This is a genomic window from Steroidobacter cummioxidans (genome assembly GCF_003104955.1).
In genome coordinates this window covers 1-19157 of the sequence record NZ_LSRW01000019.1, presented here as the reverse complement: position 1 = coordinate 19157, position 19157 = coordinate 1, and the positions used below count along the sequence as shown (strand labels likewise).

Here is a 19157-nt window from a genome sequence, read left to right as displayed (position 1 = left end):
GCGCGGTGATCCCATGAGCATCAGAAGCATCAAGAAACAAATGCGCGCTCATCACGTCAGCATGGCTACGAGACTGGCCCGCTTTGCGGCGCTGGCCGCGCTCGGCGCATTGACGCTGGCCGGTTGTAGCGGCGGCTCGACCACCGAGCCAAACCCGATCCCTCCCGGATCCGCGATGCCCGATTCGAACTACAGCGGCCCGGGCGCCGCCGACGACGAGATTCGGGCATTCCAGAACGGGTTCTGGACCAACATTCGCGGCACCGATCGTTGCGGCGGCTGCCATAACGCTACGGGTCAGGCGCCTTCGTTCGCTCGTTCCGATGACGTGAACCAGGCGTATCAACAAGCGATCGGTATCGTGAATCGCGAGAACCCTTCGCTGTCTGCGCTCGTCACCAAGGTGGCGGGTGGCCACAACTGCTGGCGTGGCGATACCGGCGCCTGCACTGCCGACCTCATCACCTGGATCAATGCCTGGGTCGGCGCCGAAGACACCAGCGGCAAGCAGATCCAGCTGATCGAGCCACAGCCGATCGAACCGGGCGCGAGCAAGCGCTTCCCGGCGCTGCCGCCGGCGGCCTTCAAGCCGGTCTATGATCTGCTCGATCAATATTGCTCGAGCTGCCACCAGCCCAACTCCGCGACCGCACAGTCGCCGTTCTTTGCGGCGGGCGATCGCAACGACCCCAACATTCTCACCTCCGACGAGTACCTCGAGGCGTATCACGCGTCGCAGGCGAAGATCAATCTCAACGAGCCGGCGTTGTCCCGGTTCGTGGTCCGACTGGGCAAAGAAAGTCACAACTGTTGGACCGACTGCTCTGCCAATGCCGCAGCGCTGCTGGCTCGTATCCAGGCGCTGGCCAATGCCATCCCTGTCGATCCGACGCCGCCGGGCACGCTCAGCAAGGCGCTGACGCTCTATGACGGTACGATCGCGAGCGGCGGCAGCCGCTACGAAAGGAACATCGTCGCGCTGTATGAATTCAAGACCGGCAGCGGCAACATCGCCTACGACACCAGCGGTGTGGCACCGGCGGCCGACCTGGAATTGACGATGCCCAGTGCCGCGGGGCCTGGCATCGAATGGGTCGGCGGCTACGGCATCAACATTCGTAGCGGCCGCGCCAAGACCTTCGGCGCGCCGAGCCGCAAGTTCTACGACAAGATCTCCGCCACCGGCGAGTACACCGTCGAAGCGTGGGTCGTGCCCGGCAACGTTACCCAGGAAGACGCTCGCATCGTGAGCTACTCCGGCAGCGCGACGACGCGCAATTTCACGCTGGGGCAGCAGCTGTACAACTACGAGTTCGCGGGTCGCAGCTCGGCCACCAACGCCGATGGCGCTCCGAGGCTGTCGACCGATCCCGATAAGGAAGTCCTGCAGTCATCGTTACAACATGTGGTCCTGACGTTCGATCCGGTCAACGGGCGCCGCATTTACGTAAACGGCCAGTTCACCGGCGACGTGGACCGTTCGGGCGGCGGCACGCTCGAGGCGTGGGACAACAGCTTTGCCCTGTTCCTCGGCAACGAGGCCAGCGGCAATCGTCAGTGGCAGGGCGTGGTCCGTCTGGCCGCCGTTTACAGCCGTGCGTTGACCTTGCAGCAGATCAACCAGAACTTCGAGGCCGGTGTCGGCCAGAAATTCTTCCTGCTGTTCGGCGTGTCGCACATCATCAATGTGCCGCAGGCGTACATCCTTTTCGAAGCCACGCAGTACGACTCGTACGGCTATCTATTCACCAATCCGAAGTTCATCAGTCTCGATGAGACGGCTACGCCGGGCAGCATTCGTCTGAAGGGCATGCGCATCGGTGTGAACGGCGCCGAGTCGCAGGTTGGACAGGCTTATCGGTTGCTGGATATGAACATCAGCAGCGAGATGTACTCGGCGGCAACCGGCCAGCTACTGTCCTCGGTGGGCACCATCATTCCGGTGGAGCAGGGGCCGGAAGCGGATCAGTTCTTCCTGTGCTTCGATGCGCTGGGCACGGAAACCAACGCTTGCACTCAGTACGCCGTGGGTGTCGCACCGACTCCGGTGCTGGCCGAGGCGAGCTCGGACATCGGCGTGAAGCTGTTCGATGCGATCAACGCGACGATGTCGACGATCACGGGCGTGCCGCAGAACAACGCAAAGGTGAAGGCGACGTACGCCAGCGTGCGTCAATCGCTGCCGGCGGTGAACGATATCCAGGGTTATCTCTCGTCGCACCAGACCTCGCTGGCGCAGCTGGCGCTGCAGTACTGCAACGTGATGATGGATACGCCGAGCCTGCGTGATGTGTTCTTCTCGGGCATCAACTACTCGTCGCCGCTCACGGAGGCCGACTACAGCGCCGTCAATGCGAACGGTCAGGCGGTGATCGATCAGCTTCATTCAAAGATGATCGGCGCCTCGATCTCGCAGCCGAATCTCACCGAGTTCCGCACCGACATGGGCGATCTCATGGAATCGCTGTGCAATCCGAACCTGCCGACCGTCGTGATTGCGCCCGCGACCAGGAATCGGGCGTGCGGCACGGTCAATCCGCAGACCAACGTCAACCGCACCGTGGAAGTCATCAAGGCTGCCTGTGGTGCGGCGCTCGGCAATGCCGCGACTCTGGTTCAGTAAGGGGCAATTCGCATGTTGATCATCAAATCGAACCGCAAGCGTGCCCTCGGCCTGGACGAGCCGTTGAAGCACGAGTCGCACAAGAAGCCGGTGACCCGTCGCGATTTCCTGGCGCAAGGCTTTACGACCGGTGCAGCCACCGTGGTGGTGCCCGCTGCGATGAGCATGCTGGCTCCGCGGCGTGCTGCAGCGCTGACCGGCACGTTGGAGACGGTCGATCGGGCGGCGTGCAACATCACCGATGGCCGCGGCAAGATTCCTTTCATCTGTTTCGATCTCGCCGGTGGCGCGAACATTGCCGGCTCGAACGTGCTGGTGGGCCAGCAGGGCGGCCAGATGGATTTCCTGAGCACTCAGGGGTATTCCAAGCTGGGCTTGCCGGGCAACATGCTGCCGAACAATTCCACCACCAACTTCGTCAATACCGAATTCGGTCTGGCGTTTCATTCCGACAGCGCGTTCCTGCGCGGCATGCTGGAGAAAACTTCGCCGACCACGCGTGCCATGGTGAGCGGCGCAGTCATCGCCGCGCGCTCCGAGAACGACACCAGCAACAATCCTCACAACCCGATGTATGGCATTGCCAAGGCGGGCCCTGCGGGCGAAGGCGCGAAAGGTCAGCTGCTGACGTTGATCGGCTCGCAGAACTCCGAATCGGGCGGCAACTCCATGGCACCCGCCGCGATGATCGATCCGGCCAACCGTCCCACCAAGATCGATCGCGTCAGCGACGTGACGGGCCTGGTCGACACCGGCGAAGTGGCGACCATTCTCAGTGTCAGCGATACCGTGCAGACGCTCGAGGCCATGTACAAGCTGAGCGGCCGCAAACTCGCGCACGTCGACACTCGTCTCGGCGCGGACGATGCCCCGGTAAAGAAACAATTTCAGTGCGCCTACCTCAAGACGGCCGACACGGTGGAGACCTTCAGCAATCCTGCGTCGCTGAATCCCTCGCTGGATCCGCGCATTCAAGGCTTGTTTGGCGGTGCCAACTTCGGCGGCGACGGTGAATTCCAGAAGACCGCTGCAGTGATGAAGCTGGTCGTCGACGGTAACGCCGGCGCGGGTACCATCACCATGGGCGGCTTCGATTATCACACTGGCGAGCGCGCCACTGGCGAGGCTCGCGATCTGCGCGCTGGCCGTTGTATCGGCGCGTGTTTGGAATACGCGGCGTTGGTCGGCAAGCCGGTGATGATCTATGTGTTCAGCGACGGCTCGCTGTCCTCGAACGGCATGGTCGACAATTCGGTGGGAGGTCGCGGCAAAGGCCAATGGACCGGCGACAACCAGCAGACCGCGGCTTCGTTCTTTTTTTTGGGTGTACAGCCCGATGGGACGTCCAACGTTGATCGGCGAGGGCACGCCGGCGGCGGCCCGCCATCAGCAGATTGGTTACTACAGCGCCGGTGGCGACGTGGTGACCAGCAGCAGCCCGGCTGCGAACAACGTCAACTTGCTGGTGCAGACGGTGATCCTGAACTACATGGCGCTGCACGGCGAGCAGGGCGCATTCAATGGTCTGTTCGGTAGCGGCCTCGGCAGCGGTGCCTCGCTCGACGGTTTGATCGCCTTCAATCCCATCGTCACCGGCCCGGTCTGATTTTCTTTTCGCGCTGTCGACTTCAGGCCCGGCTCGCGCCGGGCCTTTTTATTTGCGCTTGCGCCCCTAGCACATTCCGTTTGCCGATCGGCTTGCATTTCTACGGCGCTCGCCGAAATATGGCCTCCGAGCGGCGGGCTGCAGCCCGGTACCTTCTCCATCAGGACCAACCATGAACGCCATGACCGACAGCGGAGTGATGAAACATCGGCTCACCGTCGATGAGTACTACCGCATGGCTGAAGTGGGCTTGCTCGCGCCGGATGCGCGGGTGGAATTGATCGATGGAGAGATCATTGACATGCCGCCCATGGGAAGCCTTCACGGGGGAACCGGAGATCTGCTGATCTATCTCTTCTCGAAAGCCGTTGGCGACGCGGCACTCGTTTCATCGCAGAGGACTCTGGTGCTTGGCAAGTACGATGCCCCCGAGCCGGATCTCATGCTGCTGCACCCGCGTGCTGATTTCTATCGCCGCTCGCATCCAACGCCCGCGGAAATTCGACTGGTAGTCGAGATCAGTGACAGCACGTGGCGGTACGACCGTGAGATCAAAGCACCCCTCTACGCGCGGCACGATATCTCCGACTTCTGGATCGTAAATCTGCGGAAGCAGGAGCTGGTTTGTTTCCGCGAGCCTCGCCGCGGTGAGTTTGCCGAGGTTGTTACCATTACAAATCCTGGCTTAGTTGCCGTGCAATCGCTCGGCAATGTGCCAGTCGATTTGACGGGCTTGTTCGACTAGCTCATTTGCACGGTTGCGCAGAGAACGCTCAGGCCCGGCTCACGCCGGGCCTTTTTGTTTGTGCGCGATCTTCCGCGCGCAAACGCGCGGGAATCCCGCGGAACAAAAAATATCTCCTACCTCATCCCAGTCGAAATTTGTGTTGATTTTCATGCCGAATCCCGATGAGCTGGTGTCATTGCTCACGGGGTCACGCTGTTAAGGTCTCTTCTACATGGCTACCAACTCAATCAGCGACAGGAATTACCTTCCGTACCGCTTTTCGGTCGAGCAGTACTACCGCATGGCCGAAGTGGGCGTGCTCGCGCCGGATGTGAGGACGGAGCTGATCGAAGGAGAGATCTGCGATATGCCTCCGATAGGATGTCGGCACTCGGCCACGGTCTCCTGGCTGCATCGGCAGCTGGCAAAGGCGGTCGGCGATCGGGCCTGGGTGTTCGAACAATCCCCGCTGCGGCTGAGTCGTCACTCCGAGCCACAGCCCGATCTCATGTTGCTCCGGCCGCGTCGTGATCAATACAGCGAGGCGCATCCGACCGCGCGCGATACGCTGCTGGTCATCGAGGTGAGCGATAGCAGCTGGCTCTATGATCTGGAAGTCAAAATGCCGCTGTATGCGTCCTACGGTGTGCGCGAGGCGTGGTTGATCGATATCGGCGTAAAGACACTCAACTGCTTCGGCGCGCCGCATGGCGGAGCGTTCGTGGAACAGACGTCGATGCAGGTGCCCGGGCCGTTAGTCGTGCCATCGCTGGATATCGCTGTCGATCTGACCGAGCTGTTCGACTTCGGTCGTTACTCCGTCTCGTAACGAACTTCAACGAAGAGCGTGCGACCGCGGCCGGGGAAATAACGATAGTTGCCGAAGGCAAAGTCGGCGCGATCGGCGTAGGCGCGGTCGGTGACGTTGTTGAGACGAACGAGGGTTCGCAAGTTCTCGGTAGCACGCCAGCTCATGCGCAGGTTCAACAGGTTGTGGCCGCCGTATTCATGCTGGTTTGCGGCATCGACGAAGTACTTGCCCACGGAGACCCATTCCAATTCGGCCGCGGCCGAAGGCAGGAAGCTCCAGTTCAAGCGGGCCGTGTTGATGTGACGAGGCGCGGTGTCGATGTCGCGTCCGGCGACGATGGTTTCGCCTTGCTCGATCACGCGATTGAAGTCGTAGGTATGTTTCGCGTAGGTGCCGGCGAGCGCCAGTGACAGCGTCTCGAGAGGAGCCCACGAGAACTCATATTCCACGCCTTCGTGCTTGGTGCGCCCATCGCTGACGTTGAATCCGTTCGAGTCGCGGAAGATCACATTGTCCTTGTCCATCGTGAACGCGGCGAGCGAGTAGCTCAGCGGTCCAAAGAAGCCGCGAGCGCCGAGCTCGATGCTGTCGAGCTGCTCCGATTCGAGATCCGCGATCGACTGCTGGCGTTGCAGTCGATACAGCTCGCTGGTATCCGGTGCACGATAACCACGCGTGGCGGTGGCATACAGAGTGTGATCGTCGGCGATTGCGTAAGTGAGCCCCAGCTTGGAAGTCACATTGCTGAAATCATCGCTGCGATCCGCTGGACGATTGAACAGACAGCCGCCCGGGCAGGTTGCGCCATTCTCGGCGGTGTTGCCGGAGATCATGCGGTTGTCATAGTCGTATTCGACATACTCGTAGCGCGCGCCGGCGATCGCTTTCCAGCGCTCGGCGAACGGTTGCTCGATCTGTCCATAAATAGCGGCAACCCGACTGTCCACCTGGTAGTCGTAATGCTTGCCAGCGGGGCGAATCGCGTTCGCCGCGGGCGCGCCGTCCGTCGCCGGGCCCGGCTGGGTTTCCTTCAGGAAGCCTTGGGCGAACTCGACGTCGAGGCCAGTCAGGAAGCGCGTGTTGTTGAACGCAGTGAAATCGAGGGACGTCACCACCCCGACCGACTCCTGACCGTTCTCCTCGAGCGGTTTGCCGACGAGGAAGTGCTGCAGGAAGTCCATGCGGGAGTAACGAACGTATGGACGCACCGCCAGTTGCATGTTGTCGCTCAGCGGCCGCTCATAGCGGCCCGTGAGCCGCACGGCATACGCGTCCCGATAGGCTTCCGGATTCGCGTTCGACTTCGCGATGGCGTCGTTGCGATAAGCGTTGAACCCTTGAATGAAGCCGGCCGTTTCCTGATTCAGATTGGTGGCAGCGAGATCCAGGCCCATCTGTGCCTCGCCGCTGCGATGCGTGAGCCCAATGTTCAACTTCTGTTCTTTGAGCCCCGAGTTGTCACGCCAGCCACCGTCGTGCGAAGCGATCAGGACCCCGCCGATGTCGGTGGCATCGCTCTTCTGGCTCAAGCCGAGCTTGCCGCGGTAGTACTCATTCGGCCCGCCTTCGAGCGCAAGACTGCGTCCGGGCATTTCGCCAGGCTGAGCTGGAATTACATTGATCGCCCCGTGCATCGCGCCGGAGCCGTAAATCACGCCTGCGGGTCCCCGCAGCACTTCGATCGAGCTGGCCTGTTCGCTGTTGACCTCGAACAGCTCATTCACGTTGCAGAATCCGGTGGGACGGATCGGCACGCTGTTTTCGAGAAACAAAAACGTGCCGCACGAGCCCGGACCGCTGAGCACCGGTGAGCGGATTGCGGTCAGGCTTTCCTGGCCGCTATTGCGCTGGATCATCGCGCCGGGCACGCGATTGATGATCTCGCTGTGATGCGTCGAGCCGACGACTGCAATGTCGTCGCTTTTCACCAGCGAGATGCTGCCAGCGAAATCGCGCAATTGTTCCGCCTCACGCGTGCCGGTGACGACGACTTCTTCCACCCGGCCGTTATTGCGCTCAGCCGCCTGAACCGTAGAGACGAGCAGCGCCGTGCAACCCAGCAGAGCCGTGGAACCGAAGCGCGAAGCACGCATGATGATGACCTGTTCGTTGAAACGTCAGCGCGCCGGCGGCAGCGCAAAGGCGATCACGTAATCGCCGCGTTTGGTTTTCAGCCCGCCATGTCCGCCGGCTGCAATGACTACATACTGGCGCCCGCCGACCTCGTAGCTCATGGGAGTCGCCTGGCCACCCGCGGGTAGACGGCCCTTCCACAGTTCGCGACCCGTCTTCGATTGTTCGAAAGGCGCGCAGGTAAATATTGTCAGTGGCCGCGCCGATAAACACCAGTCCGCCCGCGGTCACCAGCGGCCCGCCCATGTTCGGCATGCCTATGGTCCGGGATGGCACGAACCAGGGCGTGCGATCGCGGGTCGAGCCGAGCACCACCTGCCAGAGGATGGCATTGCGCCGCAGATCGACCGCGGCCAGTGATCCCCAAGGCGGGGCCGTGCAAGGCAGCCCGAGTGGCGACGCCAGCATTTCGCGGCGCATGCCGTAGGGCGTGCCGGCCTGCTGTGCGAACTCCGAGTCGGGATATTTCCCGGAGTCGCGCATGGCTTTGAGTTGATCGCGCGGCACCAGGGTCGCAACCATGGGCACGTGATTGACGGCCGCGAAGATCAACTGGCGCTGCGGGTCGAACGCGAGACTGCCCCAATTCACGCCGCCGACGAAGCTGGGCGACAGAATGGTTCCTTGCAAACTGGGCGGCGTGAACAATCCCTCCGAGCGATATTTGCTAATGAGGTCGCGGCACCTGGCACGATCGATCACGGTCAGACCCCAGGCATCCTGCGGAGTGATTGCGGCATGCGAGACGAGTGCGGGCGTGGCGGGAAACGGTTGGGTCGGCGAAGCAAGCTCGCCGGGCACAGTCGACGGCGGCACCGGTCGCTCGACGATCTCGAACACCGGCTCGCCGGTTTCGCGATCGAACACGAACAGCATGCCGGTCTTGGTGGCCTGCACGACTGCGGCGATGGCTTTGCCCTCGCGCTCGAAGTCGATGAGCATGGGCTGGGCGGCGAGGTCGTAATCCCACAGGTCGTGATGGACGAGCTGTCGATACCACACCAGCTCGCCGGTCTCGGCGCGCAACGCGACCAGCGAGTTTGCGTAGTTGTTCATGCCGGGGCGTTCGCCGCCATAGAAATCCGGGCTGGCCGAGCCCGTTGGCACGAAGATCAAGCCGCGGCCCGCATCGACCGAAATCGTCGACCAGGCATTCGCAGCGCCGGTGCGTCGAGCGGAATCATCCGTCCAGCCGCGTTTCGTCGCCTCCGCAGCCGTATCGGGAACGGGGTCCCAGGACCAGCGTTGCGCGCCGGTGCGGGCGTCGAAGGCACGAACGATGCCTCGTTCCAACTCGACGCCGCGATTGTCACCAATGGCTGAGCCCGTGATGATCAAGTCGCGATAGACCGCTGGTGGCGATGTCACTAAATACTGACCGCGCTCAGTGGGTCTTGCGCCGGCCGCGAGATCGACGCTGCCATTGTTGCCAAAATCGGCGCACGGCGTGCCGTCGCGAGCGTCGAGCGCGATCAGTCTCGCGTCCAAGGTGCCGATGAAAATACGTTGTGAGCAGCGTGCGTTGCTGTCCGCCGATTCATCGGTCCACCAGGAAACGCCGCGCGATGTCGCCTCAGCGTAATGCAGGTGGCGCGGAATCTTTGGGTCGTGACGCCAGCGAAATTTGCCGGTGGTGGCCTGGAGCGCGATCACGATGTCGGTGGGCGTGCTCAGGTACAGCGTGTCATCGACCAGAATGGGCGTCGCCTCGAATGACAACTTATCGGCGCGTAGAAAGCCCCCGCCGAGCTCGCCGGTGCGATGGGTCCACGCGATTTCCAACTGATCGACGTTATCGCGCGTGATTTGCCTCGAGGCCGCGTGACGACTGCCACCGGCATCGCCGCCGTAGTACTGCCATTGGGCATCGCTATCGTTGAGCCGCCTATGCGGAGGTGCAGCGAGCGCCTGGCCGGCAAGAACTGCGCCCCACAGAACGATCAGGGCGGCGAGCGGGGCGATCGGCAGCGGTGTGGCTGGCCGGCGACAGGCGAGTGACATGCAAAAAGCCTAGCGAGCAAGGTTCGGGGTCACAAGCTCTGTCCTATAATTTCGACGATGAAGGCCCACCTCGCATGCCGCGCCCGGCGCTTCCGAGCGTCGTTGTCCGCGATATTCATGGCGCTGGTCCTCGGCGCGTCGTTGATATCACCAGTGTTGGCGGTCGCCGCGGAGCAGTCGCGCCCGCGTGTCGGTCTGGTGCTAAGTGGTGGCGGCGCACGCGGAGCGGCGCATGTCGGTGTGCTCAAAGTGCTCGATGAGATGCGCATTCCCATCGATGCGATTGCCGGCACCAGCATGGGCGCGGTGGTCGGCGGCCTGTATGCGTCGGGCATGCCGGTTGCGGACATCGAGAAACTGTTGCGCTCGGTGAATTGGGAAGACGCGCTCAAAGACCGTCCGCCGCGCGAGGAGCTCGGATTCCGCCGCAAGCAGGACGATCGCGAATTCCTGGTGCGCTACGCGCTCGGCGTGACCAAGGAGGGTTTCGTATTGCCGCGGGGTCTGGTTCAGGGTCAGAAGCTCGAGCAGGTGTTGCGAGGCGCCTCGCTGCCGGTGGCCGGGATTCAAAGCTTCGATCGTTTGCCGATTCCGTTTCGAGCGGTGGCCACCGATCTGGAGACGGGCGATTCCATCGTGATGGACTCCGGCGATCTGGTTACGGCGATGCGCGCCAGCATGTCGGCGCCAGGCGTATTTGCGCCGGTCGAGCGCGATGGCAAATTGCTGGTCGATGGCGGGCTCACAGACAACCTGCCGGTTGCGATTGCGCGTGCGATGAATGTCGACGTGTTGATCGCCGTCGATGTGAGTTTTCCTTTATATGCCAGCGAAGACCTGAAGTCGCCGCTCGAGATTACCAACCAGGCGTTCGCGATTCTGATTCGCGGGCGCACTCGGGAGCAGCGCGCTTTGCTCGGGCCGAACGACATCTTGATCGAGCCGCCGCTCGGTCGTTTCACCGCGGCAGATTTCGCTCGCGTTCCGCAGGCGTTGCGTGCCGGCGAGATCGGGGCGCGGGAGCTGACCGCGCCGCTGCAGAAGCTCGCGCTCAGTCCAGACGCTTATGTGGGTTATCTGGCTACTCGCAATCCGCGTGACACCAGCTTGCCGACCATCGAATTCGTGCGCGCCGATCCGCGTTCGATGGAATACGACCCCCTGGTGAAGGCGACCATGAGCAACCTGATCGGCAAACCCTTGGATGCCGATCGCGTGCGCCGGCAGCTGTCGTCGCTGTATGCGTTGGATCGTTTCGAGTCCATCGACTACAACCTGGTCGAAGAGGGTGGGCGCGCCGGACTCGAGCTCGACTTGAGGCGCAAGAGCTGGGGGCCGAATTACGTGCGCTTCGGCTTGAACCTGGAAGACAACTTCGAAGGCATCAGCCGCTACAACGCGGCCGTGCGCTTCATCGCTACCGAGCTCAATCCGCTGGGCGCCGAATGGCTCACCGATGTTCAGATCGGCAACAACCCGCGGCTGTTCACCGAGTTCTATCAGCCGCTGTCATTGGCCAGCCGCTACTTCATTGCGCCCAGTATCGATTTCGAGGAGCGCAGCGTCTTCCAACTCGGCGCCGATGGGCGGGATCTGCTCGCTGAGTACCGCGTGCGTAGCTTGCAGGGCGGGCTCGATGTCGGGCGCGAGATATCGAATTGGGGCGAGATCCGGTTCGGCATGCGACGAGGTGCCGGTCGTTCGCGGGTGCTGATCGGCGATCAGACGCTACCGCTCGATAACTTCAACCGCGGTGGTTACTTCGCGCGCTTCTCGTACGATCGACTCGACAGCATTTTCTTCCCACGTCATGGCCAGCAGTTCGAGTTCCAGTGGCGTGGCGAACGCGAAAACATCGGCTCGGACCAGAACCTGAATGCGTTCGAGTCCTCGTGGCTGGTGGCGCGCTCGTTCGATCGTCACACGCTGATCTTCTGGGTGAATGGCGGCACGATCGCCAACGCCGAGGTCACGCGGCCGGAGAATTTTTTCTCGCTCGGAGGCTTCTTGAACCTGTCCGGCCTGTCGCCGGGGGCTCTGGCCGGGGAGCATTTTGGCATCGGCCGACTCATCTATCAGCGCCGCATTGGTCGCGGCGGCTCAGGCGTGCTCGACTTTCCGGCCTATGCGGGGATGTCGTTCGAAGCTGGCAACGCCTGGCTGGAGAGCAGCGACGCCGGCTTTGGGGACCTGCGTAAAAATTTCAGCATCTTCCTCGGCCTCGACTCGCCGCTCGGGCCCGTCTATCTGGCGACGGGCTACGACACCAAGGAGTCGCAGAAGGCGTTCTACCTGTTCCTGGGCAGAACCTTCTAGCGGTCGATCTTCTCGAACTCCAGCGTCGGGCGGTCGCCCGGGCGGAAATACACATAGCGGCCGCTCATTTCCTTGAGCATGCGGTCGCGCTCGTCGCGCGTCGCGTACCAGTGCTCGCGCGTCCAATCGCCGCCGACCAGGTTCTTGAACGGATCGGTGGAGCGCAACTTGACTCGAATGCCGAACTGGCAGTCGCGTGGCAGGGGGCGCGCTAGGTTGTGTTCGTGAGCGATGGGCATGTGCGTTTGGACAAGTTCTAAACGGGCGCGATTTTACCCGGATCGGTGCAGGCTCCACCAGCTGCAATCATCCCGACCGCGGCCTCGGTTCTTTTTCGTCAAAGTGTCTTCCGCGCACCCCTCCGCCCGTCTTTAGACGAAAGCTGCCAAAAGAGGTCCCGATTCCGCCAATCGTCGTGGCGTACCTGCAACTTTTGGCGACGACGGTTATCCACTCATCCTGCGAATCGACAGCTGATTGTGCGCGGTGCTGTCTCATTCATTGCGTAATTCGCGCCGTGCCGGACTGAAGTGAGTACAGCACTGCAACCTTTCGCCGCATGCGGCAATCAGATCATCGTAAAGCGCTTGTAGCCGGCGCGATTTGACGTGGAAATGGTAACAACTCAGCCGATTTCCAGGATGTGTCAGCTTTTAGGGTGGAGTTGCGGCCCGCGCCTGTAAGGGTGGGACGCAGCTCCAGTAAGGCCGGTGTTGCGGCCGGTGTTGACTGCTAAGCAACGGGGAGGGGTAACGGGATGATTCTCCGTCGAACCCATGAGATGGTGAGTGGTGATCTGAGTGCGGCGTTGGCGCGACAGTCCAGCTCCGAAAATACCGTGGTGAGCCTGCACACGCAGGTCGCCGATTACACGCTGGATGGTGAGCGCTTCGCGCTATTGAGCGCATGGGGCGGGCGGCAGGACGTTACGCTGGACAACCGGCGCATCGCAGTTGACGACGATACGTGGTTGCCGATACCCGCGGGTCCGGCCGCGGTACGCATTCGTGGCTCCGAGCCCGTGAATGTGTTGACGGTACTGTTCCGCAAGGGCATGCCGGAAGAGGTGCTCGGCACGATGCTCACTCCCGAGGATCGGCTGCTGGACGACGGTGAGGCGCAGGCGTCAGCGACCCTGCCTTTCATTCCCCACCTGCAGACGCATGACCGGGGCGTCACGCCGGTGCTGCTGTTCATTCGTCGGCACTGCGAGATGGGCTTGAACGATCCGTTGTGGTTCGAAGAGCAGTTCGCGTTCCTGCTCGAGCGCATGCTGGCTCGGCATCGGGATGTGTTGCAGCGGGCGAGGGGCGTGCCGGTACGTCGCGCGGCCACGCGTCGCGAGATCCTGCGTCGAGTGTCGCTGGCGACCGATTTCATCCACTCCAATTTCGACAAGCCGTTGATGCTGGGTGACATGGCTCGCGCCGCGTTCCTGTCGCGACATCACTTCCTGCGACTGTTCAAGCACATCCACGACGTGACGCCGCACGAGTACTTGCAGCGCAAGCGCACGACGGTGGCTGGCCGGCTGCTGCGTGGCAGTGAGTTGGCGGTGGAAGACATCGTCAAGGTGGTCGGCTTCGACTCCCGCTCGACGTTGTTCCGCGCGTTACGACGCTTCCATGGCGTGACCCCGCGTGAATGTCGTCGCGCTGCCGACTCGCTGACCTTCATGGGTGGCATGGGGGCAGCGGCGGCGTGATGCGGAATGTTTGAAGCTCCAGCAGGGATGCCTGCTGGAGCTTTTTTCTTTTAGGGGGGCGATTTCAACTACTGACAACGGGACGTTTGTTTCCTCTGCGACGAAACGTTGGCTCTGCGCGACGAGCGGCGCAATGAATGTCACGACCTGCCGGTCTTCAAGCAGGACCAGACATTCAACGATTTCAGAGGAGACCTTTCATGTTCCGAACCGTCGTCGCGATGGCCTTGTTTGCCGCCAGCACCGCCCAGGCATCCGAAACCCAATGGCCCATGGTGATTCCTGCGCCCAATGGCGCGGTGGTGCTGCCCTCAGCCGTCGATAAGGAAGGCTACGACGAATATCGATACGCTGCGGTCCGTCGCGTCGACAACATGCTTTATTTGTCTGGCGTGGTCATGGGGCCTCGCGAGAAGGAGGCCACGGACGTTGCGGCTTTCAAGGCGCAGGTTCGTCGTGGCTTCGAGCGAATCAAAGCGAGCCTCGAGGCGTCAGGCGCCAGCCTCGCCGACGTGGTCATGGTCAACAGCTTCCATGTCTGGGATAGCCCGAGCTTCTCCGGCACGCGCGATCAGCATTGGGACGCGTTCTACGAAGTCGTTGCCGATTACGTCAAAGCGCCCTATCCGGCATGGACGGCAGTCGGCACGAACGGCTTGCTGGCCAAGCGAGGTGTGGTCGAAGTGCAGGTGATCGCGCGTCTGCCCAAATGATACGAATAACCCAGGTCAATCCGAGGGCTGCGGCACCAGCGTGGTGCGTCCACGCTGGTGTGTTTTTTAGTCAACGGCTCTAAAGTTTTGCCCGGCTGCGGTCGCTCTATGTCCTGACGACGCTTTGACCGGTGATCACGCGGGCTCGCGAGTATCAGACGGAACTCGAGCGCCCTGATCCACGGATTGCCGGAATGAGCATTGGAGCAAGAACAGTCTGCCCTGGGGTGAGCCCGTGAGGCTCGCTGCCGATTTGCAGCGCAATCGACAATTGCGCTGGCTGGTGAGCACACTGCTGCTGGCGATCGTCATCCTTACCGGCATCGTTCGCATCGTCTCCTATTCCGATGCGACTGGCATGAGCTCGACCCGCGCCGCTGCCGGGTCATATCAAGCTTCGATTACCGCACCCGGTCGCGTTCAACCTCGCGATGGTGTGATCCACATCGCGGCGCCTTCCTTTGAGGCCGGCCAGGCCATCGTCACCGAGGTGCGGGTTCGTCAGGGCGCTTGGGTCAAGCAAGGTCAGGTGTTGGCGACGCTGCGAGGTCGCGCGGAACTCGAAGCGGCGCTTGCCGTACGCGAGCAAAAGCTCGCGGTCGCGAATGCCAGGTTCGCCGCGTTGAAAGCTGGCGGCAAGGCAGACGATATCGAAGCGCTGAGTGCCGAAGTGCGCAGCGACGAAAGCTCGCTGGCCTACGTCGAAGCCGAGACCAGCCGCACCAGGAAATTGCAGCAGGAGCGCATGGTGTCGCTCACGACATTGGAGGCGCAGGAATCCAAGCTGGCCGTCGCGACTCAGGCATTGCAAGCGAAGCGAGCCCGACTCAGCAGTCTCTCCACCGTTCGTCCCGCGGATCTCCTCGTTGCTGAAGCAGAGTGCCGGGCGGCGCGAGCAGAAGTGGAAGAGATCCGCTCGCGACTCGAGGCGACATTGGTTCGCGCCCCCGCCGACGGGCGCATTCTCCAGATTCATGCACAGCCCGGGCAAAGCGTCGGCGATGCTGGACTGCTGTCCTTCGGCAATACCTCGGAAATGTTCGTCGAGGCGGAAGTCCTCGAAGAGGATATCGGCCGCGCTCGCGTGGGCCAGAAGGCGACGATCACGGGCGACGCGCTGGGGACCGAAGTGAGCGGCACGGTGGATGACATCGGCTATCTGGTCGGAGCGCGAGAAACATTTCGCAACGATCCCACCGCGTTCATCGACTCGCGCGTCGTGCAGGTCAAGATTCGAGCGGATCATCCGGAGCAGCTCGAGCGCTTCATCAATGCGCGCGTCACTGTGGCGATTCAGCAATGAATCCCGGAGTGCCCGTCGCGTTCCTGCAGTTGATGAAGCAGCCGCGGCGGTTGCTGATCGCGGTGGCCGGCATCGCCATGTCGTCGCTGGGCATCCTTGGGCAGATGGGCTTCGAGGACTCGCTGTTTCGCAGCGCGACGCGTCTGTTCCAGGAGTTCGATGCGGACATCGCGCTGCTCAGTCCGCAGTATCAGTTCATGGTGCTGCCTGCGCAGTTCAGCGAGCGGCGCCTGTATCAGGCGCTGTCGGTGCCAGGAGTGAAGTCGTTTTCTTCCGTGCGTCTCGGCGTCGCGCCGTTCAAAAATCCGCTGACGCGCTCAAATCGCAATGTCTACGTCGTCGGCGTCAGCCGGGCGGGCGACGGCGTCGTATTCGCGAATGACGGCTGGCAGCGCAAGACCAGCGCCTTGCGGGAGCCAGACGAGATCGTGTTCGACGCGCGCTCGCGCCCGGAGTTCGGTCCCATCGCTGCGCTGTTTCGCGAAGGCGAGGTGCACACCGAGATCGCCAACCAACGCGTTCGCATCGTCGAGCTGTTTGCGATGGGTGCCTCCTTCAGCGCTGACGGCACGGCGATTACCACCGAAGAAGGCTTCGAGCGATTGTTTCCATCGCGGCGCCCGGGGCTGGTCGATATCGGGTTGATCAAGATCTCGCGTGGCGAGGATGTGAACGAGGTGCTCGCGCGGCTGCAAGCTGCGCTGCCAGCCGATGTCGTCGCAATGACTCACGCGCAGTTGAACGCGCAAGAACAGAAGTACTGGCGGAGCACGACGCCGGCAGGATTCATTTTCAAAACCGTGCTCATTCTGAGCCTGCTGGTTGGCTGCGTCAGCGCGTACCAGATTCTGTACTCCGACATCTCCGAGAATTTGCGTCAGTACGCGACGCTGAAGGCGATCGGCTACCCCGACAGCTTCTTTCACCGCTTGACGTTCGAGAAAGCCTGGCTGCTGTCGTCGCTTGCGTATCCGGTGGGTTTCGCGATGGCCGCGGCTGTGTACATCGGAGCGACGCAACTGACGCTCGTGCCGCTCGTCATGACGGTCGAGCGCGCGGTCGGTGTGTACATCATTATTCTGAGCGCGTGCGTGGTGGCTGGTTTGCTGGCTATTCGGCGCCTGCGTCGCAGTGATCTCTCGGAGCTGTTTTGAGCGCCGCGCCTGTCATCTCGATCCGCGATCTGTCGCATGGCTACGGCGAGGGGCAGCATCGCCGACAGATCCTGCACTCGGTAGCTTTGAACGTCGAGCCGGGCGAAATCGTTGTCATCGGCGGCCCCTCCGGCGCGGGCAAGACGACGCTACTCACGCTGTGTGGCGCACTTCGCTCGGTGCAGGAAGGCGAGGTGAGAATCGCGGGTCGCTGTTTGAATGGCCTCACTGAAGATCAGCAGCGCGAGTTGCGCGGCACCGTCGGCTTCATCTTTCAGTCGCACAATCTGATCGACGCGCTGACGGCGGGCCAGAATGTGGTGATGTCGCTGCTGGGACGATTTCCGCCAGCTCAAGCCGAGTCCATGGCGGAAGCGGCGCTGGAATCGTTGAGTCTGCTGTCACGGGTCGACGCGTTTCCGGAAGAGTTGTCCGGTGGTGAAAGACAGCGTGTCGCCGTCGCTCGCGCGCTGGTTCGCAATCCGGAGTTGATTCTTGCCGACGAGCCAACGGCTTCGCTCGACAACGCATCGGCGACTGCAGTGATCGATGCGATCAAGGAAGCTGCGCGCCGCACGTCCTGCGCGGTGATGCTGGTGACGCACGATCCGCGCGTTCTGCACATTGCGGATCGAACCTTACAACTCGATGCCGGTAGGTTGCTCGAGCAGTCCGAAGATCCGTTGATCGCCGATTTCCTCGCCACTTGCCGCCTCGATCTGGGGAGTGCGTCCGGTGAGTAAGTTGCTGTCAGCCATCGGGCGCGGGATGCAGTGGCTGTCGGCGAGCCGCACCAATTACTGGCTTTCTTATGTCATCGATGCGGCGATGCCGTTTGCATTTCTTTATCTAGGCAGCCGATATGAGAGTGCGATGCCCATGGCGATGGCGAGCGTGGGCGCCGGAATGTTCGCATTCACGCTGATCGAGTACGCCGTGCATCGGTGGCTGTTCCATTGGAAGATCGGCTTCATGGTGCGCATCCACGATGCTCATCATTGCGCGCCGACTGAACCCGCGGCGCTACCGTTTTTCTGTGCGCCCGGGGCACTGATCGTGCTGTGGGTCGTGTTCGCATTGTTGCTAGGCGTGCCCGCTGGTAGCTACTTTGTCGCGGGCATTTCAGCGGGGTACTTCTGGTACGCGCTGCTCCATCACATGGATCACAGCGCCTGGATCCATTACCCGGCGCTGCGCTGGCTTCGCAAGCGTTACGGAATGCACGTCATTCATCATAAACGTGACAATCGCAACTATGGCGTGACGACGTCGCTGTGGGATCACGTGTTCGGCACGCACTATTTGTCCAGCAAGCGGTGAGGCTATTCCGCTGCCGCGTACGCCTGCGTCCAGAAATCGGTGAAGATTCTTGGCGGCTCGGGCGAGTCCATCAAGCGCTGAGTCATCAGGATTCCAATCAGTCCCTCGACGGGGTCCGCATAAGCGGAGGTGCCGGTGCCGCCGTCCCAGCCGAAGCGGCCTGGTGTTTGATAGACCTCCCCACGATGAATGCACACGCCCAGGCCGAGCCCCCAGCTCGAGTGTGTGCCGAAGAAGAACTCTGCGCCTTCGCGTTGCTGCGGCGTGAGCTGATCCGAAGTCATCATCTCGACGTTGGCGCGCGAGAGGATCTGCTTGGGACCAAGCCGACCTTTGTTGAGCATCATGCGTAAGAAGGCAAAGTAGTCGTCGACGGTCGAGACCAGCCCGCCGGCGCCGGACTCGAATGGTGGCGGCAGCGCCCACGAACTGTCGCGTCCCGCAGGATCGTAGACCTCCAGCTTGTTTGTAGCGTGATTAAATGAGTAGCTGGTCGGCATGCGATAGAACTGGCTCGCGGGCACGTTGAACGCCGTGTCTTTCATGCCGAGCGGCTCGAAGATGCGCTCGCGCAGGAACGTGCCCAACGATTTTCCAGTGACGCGTTCGATCAATATGCCGAGCACGTCGCCGCTGTGGTTGTACAGCCATTTCTCGCCCGGCTGGGCCATTAATGGCAACGAGCCCAGGTGCTGAATCCACTCAGCCGTTGTTGGTGCTGTCTCTTATACACATCTGACGCTGC

At 61.9% G+C, this 19157-nt stretch carries 14 protein-coding genes and 1 pseudogene; 11 read left to right on the top strand and 4 right to left on the bottom strand.

The window, feature by feature from the left end:
- Nucleotides 1–13: 13 nt before the first annotated feature.
- The 4 genes and pseudogenes from D0550_RS12130 to D0550_RS12115 all read left to right on the top strand — a co-directional run bounded on the left by D0550_RS12130 (nucleotide 14) and on the right by D0550_RS12115 (nucleotide 5785).
- Nucleotides 14–2623: a LamG domain-containing protein gene (locus D0550_RS12130; RefSeq protein ID WP_161965788.1), complete on the top strand. Its 2610-nt coding sequence runs from the start codon at nucleotides 14–16 to the stop codon at nucleotides 2621–2623.
- Nucleotides 2624–2635: 12 nt separating this feature from the next.
- Nucleotides 2636–4229: pseudogene (locus D0550_RS12125) on the top strand (hypothetical protein).
- Nucleotides 4230–4401: 172 nt separating this feature from the next.
- Nucleotides 4402–4974, top strand: coding sequence for a Uma2 family endonuclease (locus D0550_RS12120; RefSeq protein ID WP_116809457.1), 573 nt, complete (start codon nucleotides 4402–4404; stop codon nucleotides 4972–4974).
- Nucleotides 4975–5188: 214 nt separating this feature from the next.
- The gene (locus tag D0550_RS12115) at nucleotides 5189–5785 is read left to right on the top strand and encodes a Uma2 family endonuclease (protein WP_116809456.1); all 597 of its coding nucleotides are present in this window, start codon (nucleotides 5189–5191) and stop codon (nucleotides 5783–5785) included.
- On the opposite strand, the gene D0550_RS12110 is transcribed toward D0550_RS12115, so the two are convergent.
- Entirely contained in the window at nucleotides 5770–7860 is a 2091-nt protein-coding gene (locus D0550_RS12110; protein ID WP_116809455.1) for a TonB-dependent receptor, read from the bottom strand. The two genes, D0550_RS12115 and D0550_RS12110, sit on opposite strands and share 16 nt — an antisense overlap.
- Complete coding sequence (locus D0550_RS12105) at nucleotides 7784–9901, bottom strand: pyrroloquinoline quinone-dependent dehydrogenase (RefSeq protein ID WP_116809454.1); 2118 nt, start codon at nucleotides 9899–9901, stop codon at nucleotides 7784–7786. Before D0550_RS12105 ends, D0550_RS12110 begins: the two co-directional genes overlap by 77 nt.
- A 102-nt stretch (nucleotides 9902–10003) precedes the next feature.
- Here D0550_RS12105 and D0550_RS12100 point away from each other — a divergent pair, with 102 nt between their 5' ends.
- On the top strand, nucleotides 10004–12217 hold the full coding sequence (locus D0550_RS12100) for a patatin-like phospholipase family protein (RefSeq protein ID WP_161965786.1): 2214 nt from the start codon (nucleotides 10004–10006) through the stop codon (nucleotides 12215–12217).
- On the opposite strand, the gene D0550_RS12095 is transcribed toward D0550_RS12100, so the two are convergent.
- Entirely contained in the window at nucleotides 12214–12456 is a 243-nt protein-coding gene (locus D0550_RS12095; RefSeq protein WP_116809452.1) for a hypothetical protein, read from the bottom strand. The genes D0550_RS12100 and D0550_RS12095 overlap by 4 nt on opposite strands.
- 518 nt (nucleotides 12457–12974) lie before the next feature.
- Between D0550_RS12095 and D0550_RS12090 the strand changes: the two genes are divergently transcribed.
- The 6 genes from D0550_RS12090 (at nucleotide 12975) to D0550_RS12065 (ending at nucleotide 18412) form a co-directional block, all read left to right on the top strand.
- A complete protein-coding gene (locus D0550_RS12090) occupies nucleotides 12975–13922 on the top strand; it encodes a helix-turn-helix domain-containing protein (RefSeq protein ID WP_116809451.1) in 948 nt (315 codons plus the stop codon).
- Between the two features lie 200 nt (nucleotides 13923–14122).
- The gene (locus tag D0550_RS12085) at nucleotides 14123–14635 is read left to right on the top strand and encodes a Rid family hydrolase (protein WP_206606224.1); all 513 of its coding nucleotides are present in this window, start codon (nucleotides 14123–14125) and stop codon (nucleotides 14633–14635) included.
- Between the two features lie 235 nt (nucleotides 14636–14870).
- Nucleotides 14871–15938, top strand: a complete 1068-nt coding sequence (locus D0550_RS12080) for an HlyD family efflux transporter periplasmic adaptor subunit (RefSeq protein ID WP_116809450.1) — start codon at nucleotides 14871–14873, stop codon at nucleotides 15936–15938.
- Nucleotides 15935–17092, top strand: coding sequence for an ABC transporter permease DevC (gene devC, locus D0550_RS12075; protein WP_116809449.1), 1158 nt, complete (start codon nucleotides 15935–15937; stop codon nucleotides 17090–17092). The genes D0550_RS12080 and devC overlap by 4 nt, the downstream gene beginning before the upstream one ends.
- Nucleotides 17089–17835: an ATP-binding cassette domain-containing protein gene (locus tag D0550_RS12070; RefSeq protein ID WP_116809448.1), complete on the top strand. Its 747-nt coding sequence runs from the start codon at nucleotides 17089–17091 to the stop codon at nucleotides 17833–17835. Before devC ends, D0550_RS12070 begins: the two co-directional genes overlap by 4 nt.
- On the top strand, nucleotides 17828–18412 hold the full coding sequence (locus D0550_RS12065; RefSeq protein WP_153067135.1) for a sterol desaturase family protein: 585 nt from the start codon (nucleotides 17828–17830) through the stop codon (nucleotides 18410–18412). Before D0550_RS12070 ends, D0550_RS12065 begins: the two co-directional genes overlap by 8 nt.
- Before the next feature lie 2 nt (nucleotides 18413–18414).
- Here the strand turns inward: D0550_RS12065 and D0550_RS12060 are convergent, their stop codons facing one another.
- Entirely contained in the window at nucleotides 18415–19110 is a 696-nt protein-coding gene (locus D0550_RS12060) for a serine hydrolase domain-containing protein (RefSeq protein ID WP_275129237.1), read from the bottom strand.
- Nucleotides 19111–19157: the final 47 nt, after the last annotated feature.

Coding starts and splice junctions, on each gene's coding strand:
- D0550_RS12115 (WP_116809456.1), top strand. CDS start 5,189: ATGGCTACCAACTCAATCAGCGACAGGAATTACCTTCCGTACCGCTTT.
- D0550_RS12120 (WP_116809457.1), top strand. CDS start 4,402: ATGAACGCCATGACCGACAGCGGAGTGATGAAACATCGGCTCACCGTC.
- D0550_RS12110 (WP_116809455.1), bottom strand. CDS start 7,860: ATGCGTGCTTCGCGCTTCGGTTCCACGGCTCTGCTGGGTTGCACGGCG.
- D0550_RS12105 (WP_116809454.1), bottom strand. CDS start 9,901: ATGTCACTCGCCTGTCGCCGGCCAGCCACACCGCTGCCGATCGCCCCG.
- D0550_RS12090 (WP_116809451.1), top strand. CDS start 12,975: ATGATTCTCCGTCGAACCCATGAGATGGTGAGTGGTGATCTGAGTGCG.
- D0550_RS12085 (WP_206606224.1), top strand. CDS start 14,123: ATGTTCCGAACCGTCGTCGCGATGGCCTTGTTTGCCGCCAGCACCGCC.
- D0550_RS12130 (WP_161965788.1), top strand. CDS start 14: ATGAGCATCAGAAGCATCAAGAAACAAATGCGCGCTCATCACGTCAGC.
- devC (WP_116809449.1), top strand. CDS start 15,935: ATGAATCCCGGAGTGCCCGTCGCGTTCCTGCAGTTGATGAAGCAGCCG.
- D0550_RS12095 (WP_116809452.1), bottom strand. CDS start 12,456: ATGCCCATCGCTCACGAACACAACCTAGCGCGCCCCCTGCCACGCGAC.